The 17,744-nt window shown below is 63.3% G+C and carries 18 protein-coding genes; 9 read left to right on the top strand and 9 right to left on the bottom strand.

The window, feature by feature from the left end; translation table 11 throughout:
• Position 1: 1 nt before the first annotated feature.
• The 7 genes from thiL to nrdR form a co-directional block, all read right to left on the bottom strand.
• Positions 2-967, bottom strand: a complete 966-nt coding sequence (thiL, locus tag JMV15_RS16415; protein WP_032904140.1) for a thiamine-phosphate kinase — start codon at positions 965-967, stop codon at positions 2-4.
• An 18-nt stretch (positions 968-985) separates the two neighbouring features.
• A complete protein-coding gene (nusB, locus tag JMV15_RS16410) occupies positions 986-1,486 on the bottom strand; it encodes a transcription antitermination factor NusB (RefSeq protein WP_014720126.1) in 501 nt (166 codons plus the stop codon).
• A complete protein-coding gene (gene ribH / locus JMV15_RS16405; RefSeq protein WP_003194576.1) occupies positions 1,483-1,959 on the bottom strand; it encodes a 6,7-dimethyl-8-ribityllumazine synthase in 477 nt (158 codons plus the stop codon). Before ribH ends, nusB begins: the two co-directional genes overlap by 4 nt.
• 88 nt (positions 1,960-2,047) lie before the next feature.
• Positions 2,048-3,139, bottom strand: coding sequence for a bifunctional 3,4-dihydroxy-2-butanone-4-phosphate synthase/GTP cyclohydrolase II (ribBA, locus tag JMV15_RS16400; protein ID WP_038451668.1), 1,092 nt, complete (start codon positions 3,137-3,139; stop codon positions 2,048-2,050).
• A gap of 15 nt (positions 3,140-3,154) precedes the next feature.
• Positions 3,155-3,817: a riboflavin synthase gene (locus tag JMV15_RS16395; RefSeq protein ID WP_005791849.1), complete on the bottom strand. Its 663-nt coding sequence runs from the start codon at positions 3,815-3,817 to the stop codon at positions 3,155-3,157.
• A 49-nt stretch (positions 3,818-3,866) separates the two neighbouring features.
• On the bottom strand, positions 3,867-4,994 hold the full coding sequence (gene ribD, locus JMV15_RS16390; RefSeq protein ID WP_019818853.1) for a bifunctional diaminohydroxyphosphoribosylaminopyrimidine deaminase/5-amino-6-(5-phosphoribosylamino)uracil reductase RibD: 1,128 nt from the start codon (positions 4,992-4,994) through the stop codon (positions 3,867-3,869).
• Positions 4,991-5,455: a transcriptional regulator NrdR gene (gene nrdR, locus JMV15_RS16385; RefSeq protein ID WP_019818855.1), complete on the bottom strand. Its 465-nt coding sequence runs from the start codon at positions 5,453-5,455 to the stop codon at positions 4,991-4,993. Before nrdR ends, ribD begins: the two co-directional genes overlap by 4 nt.
• Positions 5,456-5,594: 139 nt before the next feature.
• Here nrdR and JMV15_RS16380 point away from each other — a divergent pair, with 139 nt between their 5' ends.
• The 3 genes from JMV15_RS16380 to trxA all read left to right on the top strand — a co-directional run bounded on the left by JMV15_RS16380 (position 5,595) and on the right by trxA (position 7,701).
• Complete coding sequence (locus JMV15_RS16380; RefSeq protein ID WP_003194586.1) at positions 5,595-6,050, top strand: YbaY family lipoprotein; 456 nt, start codon at positions 5,595-5,597, stop codon at positions 6,048-6,050.
• Positions 6,047-6,703: a class I SAM-dependent methyltransferase gene (locus JMV15_RS16375; RefSeq protein ID WP_038451671.1), complete on the top strand. Its 657-nt coding sequence runs from the start codon at positions 6,047-6,049 to the stop codon at positions 6,701-6,703. Before JMV15_RS16380 ends, JMV15_RS16375 begins: the two co-directional genes overlap by 4 nt.
• A gap of 125 nt (positions 6,704-6,828) precedes the next feature.
• Entirely contained in the window at positions 6,829-7,701 is an 873-nt protein-coding gene (gene trxA, locus JMV15_RS16370) for a thioredoxin (RefSeq protein ID WP_069868792.1), read from the top strand.
• Here the strand turns inward: trxA and JMV15_RS16365 are convergent.
• Positions 7,698-8,039 carry a hypothetical protein gene (locus tag JMV15_RS16365; RefSeq protein WP_003194591.1) on the bottom strand — a complete coding sequence of 114 codons (342 nt, stop codon included), beginning with the start codon at positions 8,037-8,039 and terminating at the stop codon, positions 7,698-7,700. The genes trxA and JMV15_RS16365 overlap by 4 nt on opposite strands.
• A 129-nt stretch (positions 8,040-8,168) precedes the next feature.
• Here JMV15_RS16365 and JMV15_RS16360 point away from each other — a divergent pair, with 129 nt between their 5' ends.
• The 5 genes from JMV15_RS16360 to JMV15_RS16340 all read left to right on the top strand — a co-directional run bounded on the left by JMV15_RS16360 (position 8,169) and on the right by JMV15_RS16340 (position 12,273).
• Positions 8,169-8,768: a DUF2796 domain-containing protein gene (locus JMV15_RS16360; RefSeq protein WP_038451677.1), complete on the top strand. Its 600-nt coding sequence runs from the start codon at positions 8,169-8,171 to the stop codon at positions 8,766-8,768.
• Between the two features lie 148 nt (positions 8,769-8,916).
• Entirely contained in the window at positions 8,917-9,627 is a 711-nt protein-coding gene (locus tag JMV15_RS16355; protein ID WP_014720133.1) for an ABC transporter ATP-binding protein, read from the top strand.
• Position 9,628: 1 nt separating this feature from the next.
• Positions 9,629-10,894: an ABC transporter permease gene (locus JMV15_RS16350; RefSeq protein WP_014720134.1), complete on the top strand. Its 1,266-nt coding sequence runs from the start codon at positions 9,629-9,631 to the stop codon at positions 10,892-10,894.
• Between the two features lie 11 nt (positions 10,895-10,905).
• Positions 10,906-11,427 carry a DUF3299 domain-containing protein gene (locus JMV15_RS16345; protein ID WP_020302441.1) on the top strand — a complete coding sequence of 174 codons (522 nt, stop codon included), beginning with the start codon at positions 10,906-10,908 and terminating at the stop codon, positions 11,425-11,427.
• A gap of 147 nt (positions 11,428-11,574) precedes the next feature.
• Positions 11,575-12,273 carry an OmpW/AlkL family protein gene (locus JMV15_RS16340; RefSeq protein ID WP_014720136.1) on the top strand — a complete coding sequence of 233 codons (699 nt, stop codon included), beginning with the start codon at positions 11,575-11,577 and terminating at the stop codon, positions 12,271-12,273.
• A 165-nt stretch (positions 12,274-12,438) separates the two neighbouring features.
• Here the strand turns inward: JMV15_RS16340 and JMV15_RS16335 are convergent, their stop codons facing one another.
• Positions 12,439-13,323 (bottom strand): sugar nucleotide-binding protein, encoded by an 885-nt coding sequence (locus JMV15_RS16335; protein WP_072435451.1) that lies wholly within the window; start codon positions 13,321-13,323, stop codon positions 12,439-12,441.
• A 166-nt stretch (positions 13,324-13,489) separates the two neighbouring features.
• Here JMV15_RS16335 and JMV15_RS16330 point away from each other — a divergent pair, with 166 nt between their 5' ends.
• Positions 13,490-17,737, top strand: coding sequence for a DEAD/DEAH box helicase (locus tag JMV15_RS16330; RefSeq protein ID WP_201491788.1), 4,248 nt, complete (start codon positions 13,490-13,492; stop codon positions 17,735-17,737).
• Positions 17,738-17,744: the final 7 nt, after the last annotated feature.

The following is a 17,744-nucleotide window of genomic DNA, read 5'->3' as shown; positions in this document are numbered from 1 at the left end:
CTTAGGGCGTCTGGCGAAAATGCTGGTAGCCGCGCACAGCCGGGGTGATGTCCTGGCCGTGGACGTCGAGCAGCGTTACGCCCTGCCCCGCTTCGACCCGGCCGACCACATGCACCGGCCAGCCATCCGCCTGCAACGGCGCTAACTCGGACGGTGGCAAGGTGAACGCCAGCACATAGTCGTCGCCCCCACTCAACGCCGCCACGTGAGCCTGGTCTTCACCAACAAACGCCAGCAAGGCCTCGGACAACGGCAACCGGTGGCGCTCAACCACCAGGCGCACCGCTGACGCCTTGGCGATATGCCCACAGTCGGCCAACAGCCCATCGGAGATATCCATCGCCGCTGTCGCCTTGCCCCGCAGCGCAAGCCCCAGGGCCAACTGCGGTTGCGGCGACCAGTAATGCGCCAGCAGCGGCTCGGCGATTGCTGCGTCAGCCGTGCGTTGCCCCAATACCAGCGGCAACGCGCCAGCGGCATTGCCTAACTCGCCGCCGACACACAGCAGGTCGCCCGGCTGTGCACCGCTGCGCGTCAAGGCCTGGCCAGCCGGCACGCGGCCGAACACGGTCAGGGTCAGGCTCAGCGGCCCACGGGTGGTATCGCCGCCCACCAGGCCCACGCCGCAGTTTTGCGCCATGGCATTCAAACCTTGGGCATAGCGTTGCAGCCAATCGGCTTCGACGCTCGGCGTGGTCAGGGCAAGGGTAAAGGCGAGGGGGTGGGCGCCCATGGCGGCCAGGTCGCTCACCGCCACGGCCAGCGAGCGCTGGCCGAGCAGGAACGGGTCACAGGGGTCGGCAAAATGCACGCCAGCCACCAGCGTATCGGTGGAGACTGCCAGTTGCTCCCCGGCGGGAAGCGCCAGCAAGGCGCAGTCGTCGCCGATCCCCAGGGCAATGCCTTCGCCACCTTGCGCACAGGGCGCGGCGGCGAAGTATGTGCGGATCAGCTCAAACTCACCCATTGAGGAATCAAGCGCAGATTAGCGCTTGTGTTCCTTCACTTCGGCTTCACGCAGGCGCGGGGCCAGCTTGTCGAGCACGCCGTTGACGAACTTGTGGCCGTCGGTCGAACCGTAGACTTTCGCCAGCTCGATGCCTTCGTTGATCACGACGCGGTACGGCACGTCAACGCGCTTGAGCAACTCCCAGGTAGACAGGCGCATCACGCACAGCTCAACCGGGTCGAGCTCTTCGATGGTCAGGTCCAGGCATGGCGCCAGGGCTGTGTCGATCTCGGTCAGGTTGGCGTGCACGCCGTGCAGGATGTCGTGGAAGTAGCTCTGGTCGGCGAAGGTGAAATCGTTATCGACGCGAAACTGTGCCTCGATTTCGTTCAGCGAAGCGCCCGCCAGGTGACGCTGGTACAGCGCCTGGGTCGCGAGTTGACGCGCCTTGCGGCGCTTCTCGCTCTTGGACGGTTTGCCGGCATCGGCAGGACGCGGGTCCTGAGGGTTGAACTGATCGCTTTCGTCGGAAATCACTTGGCCTCCAACTGCGACAGCAGGCTGACCATTTCCAGGGCGGACAAGGCAGCTTCAGCGCCTTTGTTACCGGCTTTGGTGCCGGAACGCTCGATGGCTTGCTCGATGGAATCAACGGTCAGTACGCCGAAAGCGACTGGCACGCCGAATTCCATGGACACCTGGGCCAGGCCCTTGGTGCATTCGCCGGCCACGTATTCGAAGTGCGGGGTGCCGCCACGAATGACCGCGCCCAGGGCGATGATCGCCGCGTATTCACCCTGCTGAGCAACTTTTTGCGCAACCAGTGGAATTTCGAAGGCGCCAGGCGCGCGGATAAGGGTGATATCGCTCTCGCTCACACCGTGGCGAACCAGGGCGTCAACCGCACCGCTTACCAGGCTCTCAACCACGAAGCTGTTGAAGCGGCCAACCACCAGGGCATAGCGGCCTTTGGGGGCGATGAAGGTACCTTCGATGGTCTTCAGGGTCATTCGACAAATCTCTTAAAGAGCCGGGACGCGAAAAGTGCGTCCCTCAGTGATGATTTAACCGCGAACAAGGGGCAAAAATCGCCGGCCTTTATTCGGAGGGCACGTATTCTACAACTTCCAGGTCGAATCCGGATATCGCATTAAATTTCATCGGTGCGCTCATCAGGCGCATTTTGCGCACACCCAGGTCGCGCAGGATCTGCGAACCGGCACCGACGATGCTGTAGGTGGTCGGTTTTTTCACCGGCACGGCGTCAGCGGTTTCGCGGATATGCGCCAGCAATACATCACCGTCCAGCGGGTGGCCGAGCAACAGCACCACACCGCTGCCAGCCTCGGAAACCGCAGCCATGGCGGCGCGCAGGCTCCAGCGACCGGGCTGCTTGACCATCAACAGGTCACGCAGTGGGTCCATGTTATGTACGCGTACCAGGGTCGGCTCTTCGGCGCAAATGTTGCCCAGGGTCAGGGCCATGTGCACGTCGCCTTCCACTGAATCACGGTAGGTCACCAAATTGAATTGGCCCAGTTCGCTGTCCAGGGGCTGCTCGGCAATCCGCTGAACGGTACGTTCGTGGATCATGCGGTAGTGAATCAGGTCGGCGATCGTGCCGATCTTGAGGCTGTGCTCGGCGGCAAAGGCTTCGAGTTCAGTACGACGGGCCATGGTGCCATCGTCGTTCATCACTTCGCAGATCACCCCGCTTGGCTCGAAACCGGCCATGCGCGCCAGGTCGCAGGCGGCTTCGGTGTGGCCGGCACGGGCCAGGGTACCGCCCGGTTGGGCCATCAGCGGGAAGATGTGGCCGGGGCTGACGATGTCTTCGGCCTTGGCGTCTTTCGCGGCGGCGGCTTGCACGGTGCGGGCGCGGTCAGCGGCGGAAATGCCGGTGGTGACGCCCGTGGTGGCTTCAATGGATACGGTGAACTTGGTGCCGAAACCCGAGCCATTGCGCGGCGCCATCAACGGCAGCTTGAGCAATTCGCAGCGTTCGCGGCTCATGGGCATGCAGATCAGCCCACGGGCGTGCTTGGCCATGAAGTTGATGTGCTCGGGCTTGCACGCTTCGGCGGCCATGATGATATCGCCTTCGTTCTCGCGATCTTCGTCATCCATGAGGATGACCATCTTGCCTTGGCGGATGTCTTCAACCAGTTCTTCGATGCTATTGAGCGCCACGCGGCACCCCCTTGGTCAGGATTTCAGGTAGCCGTTAGCGGCCAGAAAACTTTCGGTGATGTTGCCTGATGCAGGCTCTGCGGCCTTTTCGCCCAGCAACAGGCGCTCCAGGTAACGGGCAAGCAAGTCCACTTCCAGGTTCACCCGGCGACCCGGCTGGTACGAGGCCATGATGGTTTCGCTGAGGGTGTGGGGAATGATGGTCAGTTCAAATTCGGCGCCATTCACGGCGTTCACGGTCAGGCTGGTGCCGTCGACGGTGATCGAGCCTTTGTGGGCGATGTACTTGGCCAGCTCTTTGGGCGCGCGGATGCGGAATTCCACCGCGCGGGCGTTTTCGCTGCGGGCCACCACTTCGCCGACGCCGTCGACGTGGCCGCTGACCAGGTGACCGCCCAGGCGGGTGGTCGGCGTCAGGGCTTTTTCCAGGTTGACCGGGCTGCCGGCCTTGAGGTCGTTCATCGCGGTGCAGTCCAGAGTTTCCCGGCTGACATCGGCAGCAAAGCCGTTGCCCGGCAGCTCAATGACGGTCAGGCACACGCCACTGACGGCGATGCTGTCGCCCAGCTTGACGTCGCCGAGGTCCAGCTTGCCGGTTTCAACCAGCAGGCGGACATCCCCGCCTTTGGGGGTCATTGCACGGATGCTGCCGATGGATTCGATAATGCCGGTGAACATTTCGTTCTCCTGAAAACGAGGGGGCTGACGCTTAAGCGCAGGCCGGGAATTATACGCTCACTGCTGGGACGGGGATGGCAGTGACTCGCCAGTCGTCGCCCACAGCGCGCATTTCGGTGATCTTGAGTTGGGGAGCATCGGCCAACTTATCAAGCGGCCAGTCCAGCAACGGGCGGGCAGCGGAGCCGAGGAACTTGCCGGCGATGAATATCACATACTCATCCACCAGGCCTTGTTGGGCAAACGCGCCGGCCAGGCTTGGGCCGGCTTCCACCAACACATCGTTGACGCCACGGGCAGCCAGGGCGACCAATGCCGAGCGCAGGTCAACCTGGCCCTCCACACCTGGAACCACAAGGCACTCAGGGCCCCGGGGGAACTGGTTCTCCGGAGTCACGCAGGTGATGACCAATGCCGGGCCGGCCTTGAAGAACGGCGCGTTGAGCGGCACCCGCAGGCGGCCATCGATCAGCACGCGCAACGGCGGGCGCGACATGGCCAGGGCGGTGGTTGCGTCGTCCAGGCCCAGTTCGGCGGCGCGTACGGTCAAGCGGGCACCGTCGGCCAGTACCGTGTCGGCACCGGTCAACACCACACTGGCCTCGGCACGCAAGCGTTGCACCGCAGCACGGGCGGCGGGGCCGGTGATCCATTGGCTTTCGCCGCTGGCCATCGCCGTGCGGCCGTCCAGGCTCATCGCCAGCTTGACCCGCACAAACGGCAGACCGTGCTCCATGCGCTTGAGGAAGCCGGGGTTAAGCGCCCGCGCTTCGGTTTCCAACACACCACTACGAACCTCGATACCGGCCTGGGCCAGGCGTTGCATGCCTCGGCCAGCCACTTCGGGGTTCGGGTCCTGCATGCCGGCCACCACCCGCGCGACGCCGGCGGTCACCAGCGCATCGGCACAGGGCGGCGTACGGCCATGATGGCTGCACGGTTCAAGGGTCACGTACACCGTCGCGCCACGGGCCTTGTCGCCAGCGGCGCGCAGGGCATTGGGCTCGGCATGGGGCTCGCCGGTGCGCTCATGCCAGCCTTCGCCGACAATCTGCCCGTCACGCACGATCACGCAGCCAACCCGCGGGTTGGGGTGGGTGGTGTACAGGCCCTTGCGCGCCAATTCGAGGGCACGGGCCATGTAGTGGGCGTCGAGCACAGCCTGTTCAGATGTCATTGTTTGGAGGGCTCACGGGCCAGGCGGTCGATCTCTTCACGGAACTCGTTGAGGTCCTGGAAGCGTCGATACACCGAGGCAAAACGGATATAGGCGACTTCGTCGAGCTTTTGCAGCTCGCCCATCACCAGCTCACCGACCACCAGGCTCTTGACCTCGCGCTCGCCGGTCGCCCGCAGCTTGTGCTTGATATGCACCAGCGCCGCTTCCAGGCGCTCGACACTCACCGGGCGTTTTTCCAGGGCGCGCTGCATACCGGCGCGCAGTTTTTCTTCGTCGAAAGGCTGGCGGCTGCCGTCGGACTTGATCAGACGCGGCAACACCAGTTCGGCGGTTTCGAAGGTGGTGAAACGTTCACCACAGGCCAGGCATTCGCGCCGGCGACGCACTTGGTCGCCCTCGGCGACCAGACGCGAGTCGATGACCTTGGTGTCGTTGGCACCGCAGAAGGGACAGTGCATGGTTGGCAGGCAACAAAAAATGGGAGGGCCATGGTAGCGCATCCCTGTGGCAAGACAAGCCATAGCCTTTACGGTATATAGGCAGGCTTATATGTTTCATATTTTTAAGCCACGGATTTTGTCCTTTCTGGAGCCGTACATGCAGTTACGACCACTCGTTCTACTCAGCCTGTTCAGTTTTCTGGTCGCCTGCAGCAGCGAAGCCCCCAAGCCGGCCGCGCCTCAACCAACACCGGCGCAAGAGAAAAAAGTCCCGGGTATTGAAGACCTCGGCCCCCTGCCCGCCTATCAGCGCGAAATCAGCGGCAGCCTGACCAACGTGCCCGCTGGTGCCGAAGTCGAGATGGCGCTCTTGGTGATCGACGACCGTTCGCGCCCGCAGCAACTGCTCGCCAGCAGCGTACTGAGCGGCAACGGCAAGCCCTTGGCCTTCCGCCTGCGCTTCAACCCTGAAGCCTTCCCGGCCGGTGCCCGCGTGGAATTGCGCGGCCGCGCCAGCCAGTCCGGCCAGCTGATCCTGCATCTGCCTGCCGTGCGCGTCACCCAGGCGATCACCCAGAGCACCGGCCCCCTGCAACTCGTCAAGGCGCCATGACGCCACCGCTGGGCCTGCAACACGCCTTGAGCGCGTTGATTGGCGATGCGCAATTGGTGCCCTGCCCGTTGCCGGGTACCGCGTTGTCGTTGTGGTTGCTGGACGCCGACAACATGGACCGTGCCTTCAGCCAGGAAGAAACCCGGCGCATCCTGCATGAGCCGCCCTACTGGAGTTTTTGCTGGGCCAGCGGCATGGCGTTGGCGCGTTACCTGGCAGCGCATCCTGAGTGGGTCACCGGCAAACGCGTGCTGGATTTCGGCGCAGGTTCGGGCGTAGCCGGGATCGCCGCCGTCAAGGCTGGCGCCCTGGAGGTGGTGGCCTGCGACCTGGACCCACTGGCCTTGGCCGCTTGCCGTGCGAATGCCGAACTCAACCAGGTGGCGCTGAGTTATTCGGCAGACTTTTTTGCCGAAGCCGACCGCTTCGACCTGATTCTGGTGGCCGACGTGCTCTATGACCGCGCCAACCTGCCGTTGCTGGATCAGTTCCTCACCCGTGGCCGCGAAGCGCTGGTGGCGGATTCGCGGGTACGGGATTTCCAGCATCCGGATTACCAGCGGCTGGAGATCCTCGAGGCCTTGACCCTGCCAGACCTGGCCGAGCCGTGGGAGTTTCGCAAGGTGAGCCTGTACCATTCGCGGCGTGCTTGAGGCCATCGCGGGCAAGCCGGCTCCCACAGGGGAATGCATTTCAAGGTGGGAGCTACCACGATGCTTTCAGCCAACCTCGCCAGCCCTTATAGTTGCCCCCATTCCCGCTTTATTCGAGACGCCCCATGAGTGAGCCCACGCCGTACATCTTCGACGTCACCACCGCCAACTTCGATCAGGCCGTTATCCAGAACTCCTTCGAAAAGCCCGTATTGGTCGATTTCTGGGCCGAGTGGTGCGCACCCTGCAAAGCACTGATGCCAATGCTGGCGAAGATTGCCGAGAGTTATCAGGGTGAGTTGCTGCTCGCCAAGATCGACTGCGAAGCCGAACAGGACATCGTGGCGCGTTTTGGCATTCAAAGCCTGCCGACGGTGGTGCTGTTCAAGGATGGCCAACCGGTGGACGGCTTTGCCGGTGCACAGCCGGAGTCGGCCGTGCGGGCGATGCTGGAGCCCCATGTGCAAATGCCACCGCCGGCTGCGGCGGACCCGTTGGAGCAGGCTCAGGCGCTGTTCAGCGAAGGGCGCATCAGCGAGGCCGAAGCGTTGCTGGTGCAATTGTTGGGCGAGGACAATACCAACGCCGCCGCCCTGATCCTCTATGCACGCTGCCTGGCCGAGCGCGGTGAGCTGGGTGAAGCCCAGGCCGTGCTCGACGCGGTCAAGAGCGACGACCACAAGGCTGCCCTCGCCGGGGCCAAGGCGCAAATCACCTTCCTGCGCCAGGCGGCGGATTTGCCGGACGCTGCCGAGCTGAAAAGCCGCCTGGCGCAAAACCCGCAGGATGACGAAGCGGCCTATCAGTTGGCGGTCCAGCAACTGGCGCGCCAGCAATACGACGCGGCGCTGGAAGGTTTGCTCAAGTTGTTTATCCGCAATCGCAGCTACAGCGAAGGCCTGCCCCACAAGACCTTGCTGCAAGTGTTCGAATTGCTGGGCAATGATCACCCGCTGGTCACGGTGTACCGCCGCAAGTTGTTTGCCGCGTTGTATTAATCACCGATCCAACTGTACAGCGGCGTATCCCCGCCGCTGCTCACCTTCACCTTGGCGCTGTGGCGCAGGCGCACCAGCAGGCGCTTGCCCGCCCCGGCATCGCCAGCCAAGCCTTCGAGTTGATCGAGCAATTCCAGACCATTGAGTTGTCCGGCCTTGCGCAGCAAATCCTGGGCGTTCTGCCACAGGTCCTCGTTCTGTTTGACCGGAGCCGCAGTGGGCGCGCTGGGCGTTGGTGTGGCCTGCAGTTGGGCACCCAATCGCGCCCAATCGCCGTCGTCCAGCTCCAGGGTCAAGTCCACCGGCAGGTCGCCGATGGTTCCACGAATTCGCAACATCGTCCTTACTCCTGCATTTTTCTGACGGGCATGCTCCCATGCAGCTTGCGCAACACCAAGCGGGCGGTCAAACTCTCGGATCAATTGTTATAAGATCACATAACAAAACTTTCATCCTGGAGCCCTCTCATGCGCCGTTTGCTGCTTGCTTTGCCGTTTGCCCTGCTGCCACTGGCTGTCGCTCATGCCCATGAAGACCATGACCACGAGCACGGCAGCCTCGGCGCCCATGAACATGGCGTCGGGCGCCTGAATGCCGTACTGGACGGCCAGGCCCTGGAGCTGGAACTGGACAGCCCGGCCATGAACCTGGTGGGCTTCGAACATGTAGCGACCAGCGCCGCCGACAAAGCCAAGGTCGCCGCCGTGCGCAAGCAACTGGAAAATCCATCGGCACTGTTCAACCTGCCCAAGGCCGCAGGTTGCGTGGTCAGCAGCCAGGAACTCAACAGCCCGTTGTTCGGTGACAAACCAGAAGCCGAGCATGACGATGATGACCACGCCACCGACGGCAAAGGCGCCGCCGCCCACAAGCATGATCACGACCACAGTGAAATCCACGCCCATTACCAGTTCACCTGCGCCACGCCGACGGGCCTGGGCAACCTGGACTTGAGCCAAGTGTTCAAGACCTTCCCCGCCACCCTGAAAATTCAGGTACAACTGATCGGCCCGAGCGGTCAGCAAGGTGTTGACGCGACGGCCACCGCCGCCACCCTGAAGTTCTGACTTGAAAGCACAGTCCCTGTGGGAGCTGGCTTGCCTGCGATACAGGCGATGCGGTGCAGCAGGCACACCGTAGCGATGCCATCGCAGGCAAGCCAGCTCCCACAGTGGATCGGCGCCATTTTCGACTACCAGGCGACACTGACTTCCCATGACTCAAGCGTTAATCGAACTGTCCGACCTGGGCTTCAACTGGCCCGGGCACCCGCGGTTGCTGGACATCCCCGCGTTCCGCCTGGAACCCGGGGAAACCCTGTTCCTCAAGGGCCCGAGCGGCAGTGGCAAGACCACTTTGCTCGGGCTGTTGGGAGGCGTGCAGAAACCCAGCCAAGGCAGCATCCGCCTGCTCGGCCAGGAGTTGACCGAACTCTCGGCCGGCGCTCGTGACCGTTTCCGTGTGGACCACACTGGTTATATCTTCCAGCAGTTCAACTTGCTGCCGTTTCTGTCGGTACGCGAAAACGTCGAGCTGCCTTGCCACTTTTCCAAGCTGCGCGCGCAACGGGCCAAACAGCGCCACGGCAGTGTCGACCAGGCCGCCGCGGCCTTGCTAGCGCACCTGGGTTTGAAGGACCCGAGCCTGCTGGAACGCCGCGCCGATTCGCTGTCCATTGGCCAGCAACAACGGGTGGCCGCTGCCCGAGCGCTGATCGGCCAGCCAGAACTGGTGATTGCCGACGAACCCACCTCGGCCCTGGACTACGACGCCCGCGAAGCCTTCCTGCAGTTGCTGTTCGCAGAATGCCGCGAAGCGGGCGCCAGCCTGTTGTTTGTCAGCCATGACCAGAGCCTGGCGCCGCTGTTCGACCGCAACCTGTCGCTGGCCGAACTCAATCGCGCCGCCATGCCCGCAGAGGTTTGAGATGTATCTGTTCCGTCTAGCCATGGCCAGTCTGGCTAACCGCCGCTTCACCGCGATCCTCACTGCGTTTGCCATCGCGCTTTCCGTCTGCTTGCTGCTCGCGGTGGAGCGTGTGCGCGTCGAGGCGCGCAACAGTTTCGCCAGCACCATCAGCGGTACCGACCTGATCGTCGGTGCCCGCTCCGGCTCGGTCAACCTGCTGCTGTACTCGGTGTTCCGCATCGGCAACGCTACCAACAACATCCGTTGGGACAGCTACGAGCACTTCGCCGCCAGCCCTCAAGTGAAATGGGCGATTCCCATTTCACTCGGCGACTCCCATCGCGGCTACCGGGTGATGGGCACCAACGAATCCTATTTCGAGCACTACCAGTACGGGCGAAAGCAAAACCTCGCGCTGGCCAGCGGCCGCGCCTTCGCCACCGACCCATTCGAAGTGGTGCTCGGCGCCGAAGTGGCCGACGCCCTGCATTACAAGCTCGGTGACAAGCTGGTGCTGGCCCACGGCGTGGCGGTGGTCAGCCTGGTCAAGCATGACGACAAGCCGTTTACGGTGGTGGGCATTCTCAAGCGTACCGGCACGCCGGTGGACCGCACGCTGCATATCAGCCTCGGCGGCATGGAAGCGATTCATATCGACTGGCACAACGGCGTGCCGGCCCAGGGCAAAGGCCGCATCAGTGCCGACCAGGCCCGCAATATGGACCTGACGCCGCAAGCCATTACCGCGTTCATGCTCGGCCTGAACAACAAGATTTCCACCTTTGCCTTGCAAAGAGAGATCAATGAATTCCGTGGCGAGCCAATGCTGGCGATCCTGCCAGGCGTGGCGTTGCAAGAGCTGTGGAGCATGATGGGCACCGCCGAAAAAGCCTTGTTCGTGATTTCGCTGTTTGTGGTGCTGACCGGTTTGATCGGCATGCTAACGGCGATCCTCACCAGCCTTAACGAGCGTCGCCGCGAGATGGCGATCCTGCGGTCGGTGGGTGCGCGGCCTTGGCACATCGCAACGCTGCTGATCTTCGAAGCCTTTGCCCTGGCCTTGTCTGGCGTGTTGGCGGGCCTGGGGTTGCTGTACCTGTGCATAGCCGCATCACGGGGTTATTTGCAGGCCAACTACGGCCTGGACCTGCCGATGTCGTGGCCGAGCGAATATGAATGGACGTTGCTCGCCGGTATCCTGGCAGCCGCCCTGTTGATGGGCAGCGTGCCCGCGTGGCGCGCCTATCGACAATCTTTGGCCGATGGCCTGTCCATCCGTTTATGAGGAAGGCTCCGATGCGTCGTGCCCTGTTTGCCCTGTTGCTGCTGACGGCCGTTCCGGTGTGGGCGGATGAACAGCCCAAGGATTTGTCCTGGCAGGAGATGATCCCGCCGGATGCGCCGCCGGAAGTGCCCAATATGAAGCCGCTGCACGACCTGTCGAACATGGCCGATGCCTTGTCCGTCGAGGCCGCGCCCGCAGCCAAGCAGGACCTGCCCAACGCGCCGGTAGTGCAGAGCCTGGACGGCCAGCACATTCGCTTGCCGGGGTATATCGTGCCGCTGGAAGTCAGCGAAGAAGGCCGCACCACGGAGTTTCTGCTGGTGCCGTATTTCGGCGCCTGTATCCATGTGCCGCCACCGCCGTCGAACCAGATCGTGCATGTGAAAAGCGAGGTGGGGGTGAAGCTCGATGAGCTGTATCAACCGTACTGGATCGAAGGCGCGATGCAGGTCAAGCCATCGTCCAGCGAATTGGCCGATGCCGGTTACCAGATGGATGCCCAGAAGATTTATATGTACGAGCTGGAGGAATAACCCCCACCAGCAACACACTGAAGCTCCCACAGGTTTTGATCAGTGCCGAAAGTGACTGATCACCCTTTCATTGAGCTGAGTCAAAAGACCGAACGGAACGATCTTTACCATTGGACGTACAACTTTTAAACGTCCTTTGGAGCTCCCATGAACAAGTCTCTGCTCGGCGCGTCCCTCTTCGCGCTCGCCCTCGTCGCCCCCGTCGCCCACGCTCACCAGGCGGGCGACATTCTGGTTCGCGCCGGTGCAATTACCGTGAACCCGAAGGCCGACAGCAGCAGCGTCAAGGTTGACCAGGGCCCATTGGCCGGTACCAACCTGGGCGGCAAGGCGACCATGAGCAGCGACACCCAATTGGGCTTGAACTTCGCCTACATGATCACCGACCACGTCGGCATCGAATTGCTTGCGGCCACGCCGTTCGAGCATGACGTGAAGATCAAGAACACCGCCCTCGGCGCCGCCAACGGCAAGCTCGGCACGCTGAAACACCTGCCGCCGACCTTGAGCGTCGTGTACTACCCGCTGGACCACAAGTCCGCGTTCCAGCCGTATGTGGGCGCCGGTATCAACTACACCTGGATCTACGACGAGCACGTGGGCAGCCGCGCCGAACAGGCCGGCTTCAGCAACTTCAAGGCCGAGAACTCCTGGGGTTGGGCTGCACAGATCGGCGCCGACTACATGATCAACGACAAGTGGATGATCAACGCCCAGGCGCGCTACATCGACATCAGCACCAAGGCGACTGTGGATAACAACGCGCTGGGCCAGGGCACTCGGGCCAAGGTCAATGTGGATGTAGACCCGATGGTTTACATGGTGGGTATCGGCTACAAGTTCTAAGTCCCGTTTACGCCACACCGCATAACCCAAGTGGGAGGGGGCTTATGTGGGAGCCGGGCTTGCCCGCGATGCAGACACCACGGTGTATCAGTGATACCCAGGTGATGCTATCGCAGGCAAGCCAGCTCCCACATAAGTCCCCCTCCCACTTTTGGTTTTGGGGTGTCAGCTATGGCGGTAGAAGCGATCCAGAAGCGCCGGCAAGCCTGCCCGCCATGCCCTGGGCTTGATGCCGAAGGTATGCAGGATTTTCTTGCAGGCCAACACCGCGTGCTGCGGTTCTTCTGCCGCGTCCGGCCGCGCCGCGTGGGCCTGGGCGGTGGGGGACTCGATGGCCAACGGATGGAAGTTGCGCGCTTCAGTCAGAATCGCCTGCCCCAGCGCCAGCGGGGTAGTCGCCTCGTGGCCGGCGTAATGGTAAGTGCCCCACAGCGGCGCGGCGCAATCGAGTTGCTTGAGCACCGAGATGATCACCCGCGCCGCATCGTCCACCGGCGTCGGATTGCCGCGCCGGTCGTCCGCCATCAGTAACTCATCGGGTTTCTCGGCCCGGGCCAGGAAACGCCCGAGGGTGCCGTCGACGCTGTCATCGAGCAGCCAGCCAAACCGCAGCAGCACATGCTGCGGGCACGTAGCGCGCACGCTTTGTTCGATACGCCACAACGCCTGGCCGCGCAGGCCCAGGGGCACCGGCTCGTCTTTCTCGCTGTAGGCCGTGGCGCGGGAGCCATCGAACACACGATAGCTGGACGGTTGCAGCAGGGTGATGCTGTGGTGCTGGCACAGTTCGGCCAGGCGCTCGATGGCGAATTCCTGGCCGGCCAGGCGGGTTTCGCTTACGGCTTCGGCCTGGAACCAGTCGAAATAGTAGGCGAGGTTGATCAACGCATCGGGACGGGTGTCGTCGAGCAATTGGGTGAGGCTTGCGGCATCCCAGCCGTCTTGGGGCGGTTTGGGGGCGAGGAAACCGATGTCTTCCTCCGCACCGAGGCGAATCAGCGCCTGCCCGAGGGCATTCCCGCCGCCCAGTAACATAAGGCGCATTCGCATAGATTGAGCAGGCCCGGTCTGTTTGGAACGATGGTTATTAACGACAGGCATGTGCGCCTTGCCGTAGGTAGTTGCCAGAATCGTTGCATTTTGCGGGTTTGTAGCGCAACCGTCACGGATAAAGTGCGGGGTTGCAACTTGGCCCCGCCGGTTGCATATAGGGTGAATGAACCTTCCCGAATCAACGGACAAGGGTTTGCACGGCTTTCACCCCGCCGTCAGCACTTGGTTCCGTAGTACCTTTCCTTCGGTGACCAACGCCCAGGCCCAGGCGTGGCCGTTGATCCGCCAGCGCCGCTCGACGCTGATCGCCGCGCCCACCGGCTCCGGCAAGACGCTGACGGCCTTCCTGGCAGTGCTAGACGACCTGGTGCACCAAGGCCTGGCCAACGGCGGCGAACTGCCGGACCAAACCCTGGTGGTGTATGTGTCGCCGCTCAAGGCGCTATCCAACGATATCCAGATCAACCTGCAAAATCCGCTGGCCGGCATTACCGAACATCTAGAGAAGCGGGGGCTGCCGCCGCTGGTAATCCGCACCGCTGTGCGCACCGGCGACACCCCGCAAAAAGACCGCGCCCAGATGCGCAAACGCGCACCGCATATCCTGGTAACCACTCCTGAATCGCTCTACGTGCTGCTCGGCTCGGATTCCGGCCGGCACATGCTCGCCAGCACACGTACGGTGATCGTCGATGAGATCCACGCCATCGCCGCTGGCAAGCGCGGCAGCCACTTGGCCTTGAGCCTGGAGCGCCTGCAAGGGCTGTGTGCCGAGCCATTGACCCGTATCGGCTTGTCGGCCACGCAAAAACCCATCGAAGCCGTCGCGCGCTTTTTAGTCGGCACCGAACGTGATTGCGCCATTGTGGATATCGGCCACGCCCGCCCCCGTGACCTGGCGATCGAAGTGCCGCCGGTGCCGCTCTCGGCGGTGATGGCCAACGACGTGTGGGAGTTGGTCTACGATCGCCTCGCGCAATTGGCCCGTGAACACCGCACCACCCTGGTATTCGTCAACACCCGGCGCCTGGCCGAACGCCTGGCCCGGCACTTGAGCGAGCGCCTGGGCAAGACCGCCGTGGCCGCTCACCACGGCAGTCTGGCCAAGGAGATGCGCCTGGACGCCGAACAGCGCCTCAAGGCCGGCGAACTGCAAGTGTTGATCGCCACGGCGTCCCTGGAGCTGGGGATTGATATCGGCGAAGTGGACCTGGTGTGCCAGATCGGCTCACCCGGTTCCATCAACGGCTTCCTGCAACGGGTCGGCCGTTCCGGGCACCAGGTCGGCGGCACGCCCAAGGGGCGCCTGTTTGCCATCACCCGCGACGACCTGATCGAGTGCGCCGCGCTGCTCGACTGCGTGCGCCGTGGCGAGCTGGATACCTTGCATATTCCGGTGGCACCGCTCGATGTACTCGCCCAGCAGATCATCGCCGAGGTCAGCGCCCAGGAATGGCCGGAACAGGCGCTGCTGGCGCTTATCCACCGCGCCGCGCCTTACGCCGAACTGGATGAACGCCACTACCAGGCCCTTTTGCAGATGCTCAGCGAGGGCTACAACGGCCGCCAGGGCATGCGCAGCGCCTACCTGCACCGCGACGCCGTGGCCCACACCCTGCGCGGCCGCCGTGGCGCCAGGCTCACGGCGGTAACCAGCGGCGGCACGATCCCCGACAATGCCGACTACAGCGTGTTGCTGGAGCCGCAAAGCCTGAATATCGGCAGCGTCAACGAAGACTTTGCGGTGGAAAGCATCGCCGGGGATATCTTCCAGCTCGGCAATACCTCCTATCGCATCCTACGGGTCGAAGCCGGCAAGGTGCGGGTCGAAGATGCCCAGGGCCAACCCCCGACCATTCCGTTCTGGTTGGGTGAAGCCCCCGGGCGCAGCAACGAGTTATCGGTGGCCGTGGCCCGCTTGCAAGGGCAATTGGACAGCTTGCTCGGCGCCACGCCCGGCGACCTGCAACCGGCCCTCCACTGGCTTACCGGCACCCTGGGTCTCAATGTCGCCAGCGCCGACCAATTGTTGGATTACCTCGCCCGGTCGCGCCAGGCCCTGAGCGCCTTGCCGTCCCAGGACACATTGATCATGGAACGGTTTTTCGATGCGTCCGGCGGCACCCAACTGATCATCCACACGCCGTTTGGCAGCCGCATCAACCGCGCCTGGGGCCTGGCCTTGCGCAAGCGCTTTTGCCGTACCTTCAATTTCGAGCTGCAAGCGGCGGCCAGTGAAAATGCCATCGTGCTGTCGTTGTCCACCAGCCACAGCTTCGCGCTGGATGAGGTGTGGCGTTACCTCAACAGCAACAGTGCCGAGCACATTTTGATCCAGGCCGTGCTGGATGCGCCACTGTTCGGTGTGCGCTGGCGCTGGAATGCCGGCGTGGCCCTGGCGCTGCCGCGTTATACCGGCGGGCGCAAGGTGGCGCCGCAGATCCAGCGTATGAAGAGCGAAGACCTGATCGCCAGCGTATTTCCCGACCAACTCGCCTGCCTGGAAAACCTCGCCGGCGAACGCGAAATCCCCCACCACCCGCTGGTGGAGCAAACCCTCGACGACTGCCTGCACGAGGCCATGGACAGCGACGCCTGGCTGGCGCTGCTGCGGCGCATGGAACGCGGCGACGTGCGGTTGATCAGCCGCGACCTGCCCGCGCCCTCGCCCATGGCCGCAGAAATCCTCAGCGCTAAACCCTATACCTTCCTCGACGACGCCCCCCTGGAAGAGCGCCGCACCCAGGCCGTGCTCAACCGCCGCTGGAGCGACCCGCAGAGCACTGACGACTTGGGCGCCCTGGATGCCGACGCCATCGCCGGTGTACGCGAAGAAGCCTGGCCGGCGCCCAATGGCCTGGATGAAATGCATGAAGCGTTGATGAGCCTGGCGTGCATCGCAGCGGGCGAAGTTACGCCGCAATGGGCCCAATGGTTGCAGGCACTGCGCAAGGCCGGGCGGGCCTATCAGTTGCCCAACGGAATGTGGGTCGCCGTAGAGCGCTTGAATTGTTTGCAGGCGCTGTATCCCAACGATCTGCCGTTGCTGCCGGGGTTCGATGAGCCCTGGTCCTTTGAGGAAGCGCTGGTGGAAGTGCTACGTGCGCGCCTCAGTGGTTTCGGCCCACTGACCCTGGTCGAGATCGCAGCGCCCCTGGCATTACCGGTGGTGGCGCTTACCCAGGCCCTGGCACGCCTGGAACAAGAAGGCTACGTGCTGCGCGGTCACTTCAGCCCCGGCGTGGGTGAAGAACAATGGTGCGAACGTCATTTGCTGGCGCGCATTCATCGCTACACGGTCAAGCGCCTGCGCCGGGAAATCGAGCCGGTGGCATTGCAGGATTTCATGCGCTTTCTGTTCGATTGGCAACACCTGTCCGACAGCACCCGCGGCCAGGGCAGCGCCGTGTTGCCGCAAATCGTCGGCCAGTTCGAAGGCTATGCCGCCGCCACGTCAGCCTGGGACCCAGACCTGCTCAGCGCCCGCATCAAGGATTACTCATCGACCTGGCTCGATGACCTGTGCCGCAGCGGCAAGCTGGTCTGGACGCGCCTGAGCAACAAGGCCGGCGCCATGGCGTTGCGCAGCACCCCGGTGGTTTTGCTCCCCCGTAGCCAGGTAGCGTTGTGGAGCGGGCTGACCGAGCCTGCCGACAGCACCACCTTGTCGCCCAAGACGCAGAAGGTCCACCTGGCCCTGCGCGAACATGGCGCGCTGTTTTTCGATGAACTGGTACACGAGGCCCATTTGCTGCGCAGCGAGCTGGAGACAGCCTTGCAGGAATTGGTAGGCGCCGGCTTGGTGAATGCTGACAGCTTCGCCGGCCTGCGCGCCTTGACCACCCCCGCCAGCAAACGCCAGGCGCGCAGCAGTCGACGTGGGCGCGGGGCGTTTGTCGGCGGTATGGACGACGCCGGGCGTTGGGCCTTGGTTCGCCGCTCGGCGACCGCCGCCGGCGCGCATACGGCCGAGACCTTGGAGCATGTGGCGATGACCCTGCTGCGCCGCTATGGCGTGGTGTTCTGGCGGCTGCTGGAGCGCGAGGCGGATTGGTTACCGAATTGGCGCGAGTTGCTGCGCACTTTCCATCGGTTGGAGGCGCGAGGCGAGATCCGTGGCGGGCGGTTTGTCAGTGGGTTGGCGGGAGAGCAGTTTGCATTGCCGGAGGCGATACCGTTGCTGCGCGAGGTGCGGCGACGGCCCCATGACGGGAGTTTAATTGCGGTGTGTGGGGCGGATCCGTTGAATCTTGTCGGCACGCTGTTGCCGGGAGCCAAGGTGCCAGCGGTAAGCGGTAACCGGGTTGTGTACCGTGATGGGGTGCCGGCGGCGGTGATGGTAGGGGGCAAGCAGCAGGTTTTGTTGGAGGTGGATCAGCAGGCGGTGCAGGAGAAGTTGATCAGGCGCTGACCTTGAG

Origin of the sequence: Pseudomonas paracarnis, from assembly GCF_904063055.1 — a bacterium.
Lineage (GTDB): Bacteria > Pseudomonadota > Gammaproteobacteria > Pseudomonadales > Pseudomonadaceae > Aquipseudomonas > Aquipseudomonas paracarnis.
The sequence above is the reverse complement of the archived record's forward strand: the minus strand, read 5'-3'. Positions and strand labels throughout refer to the sequence as shown.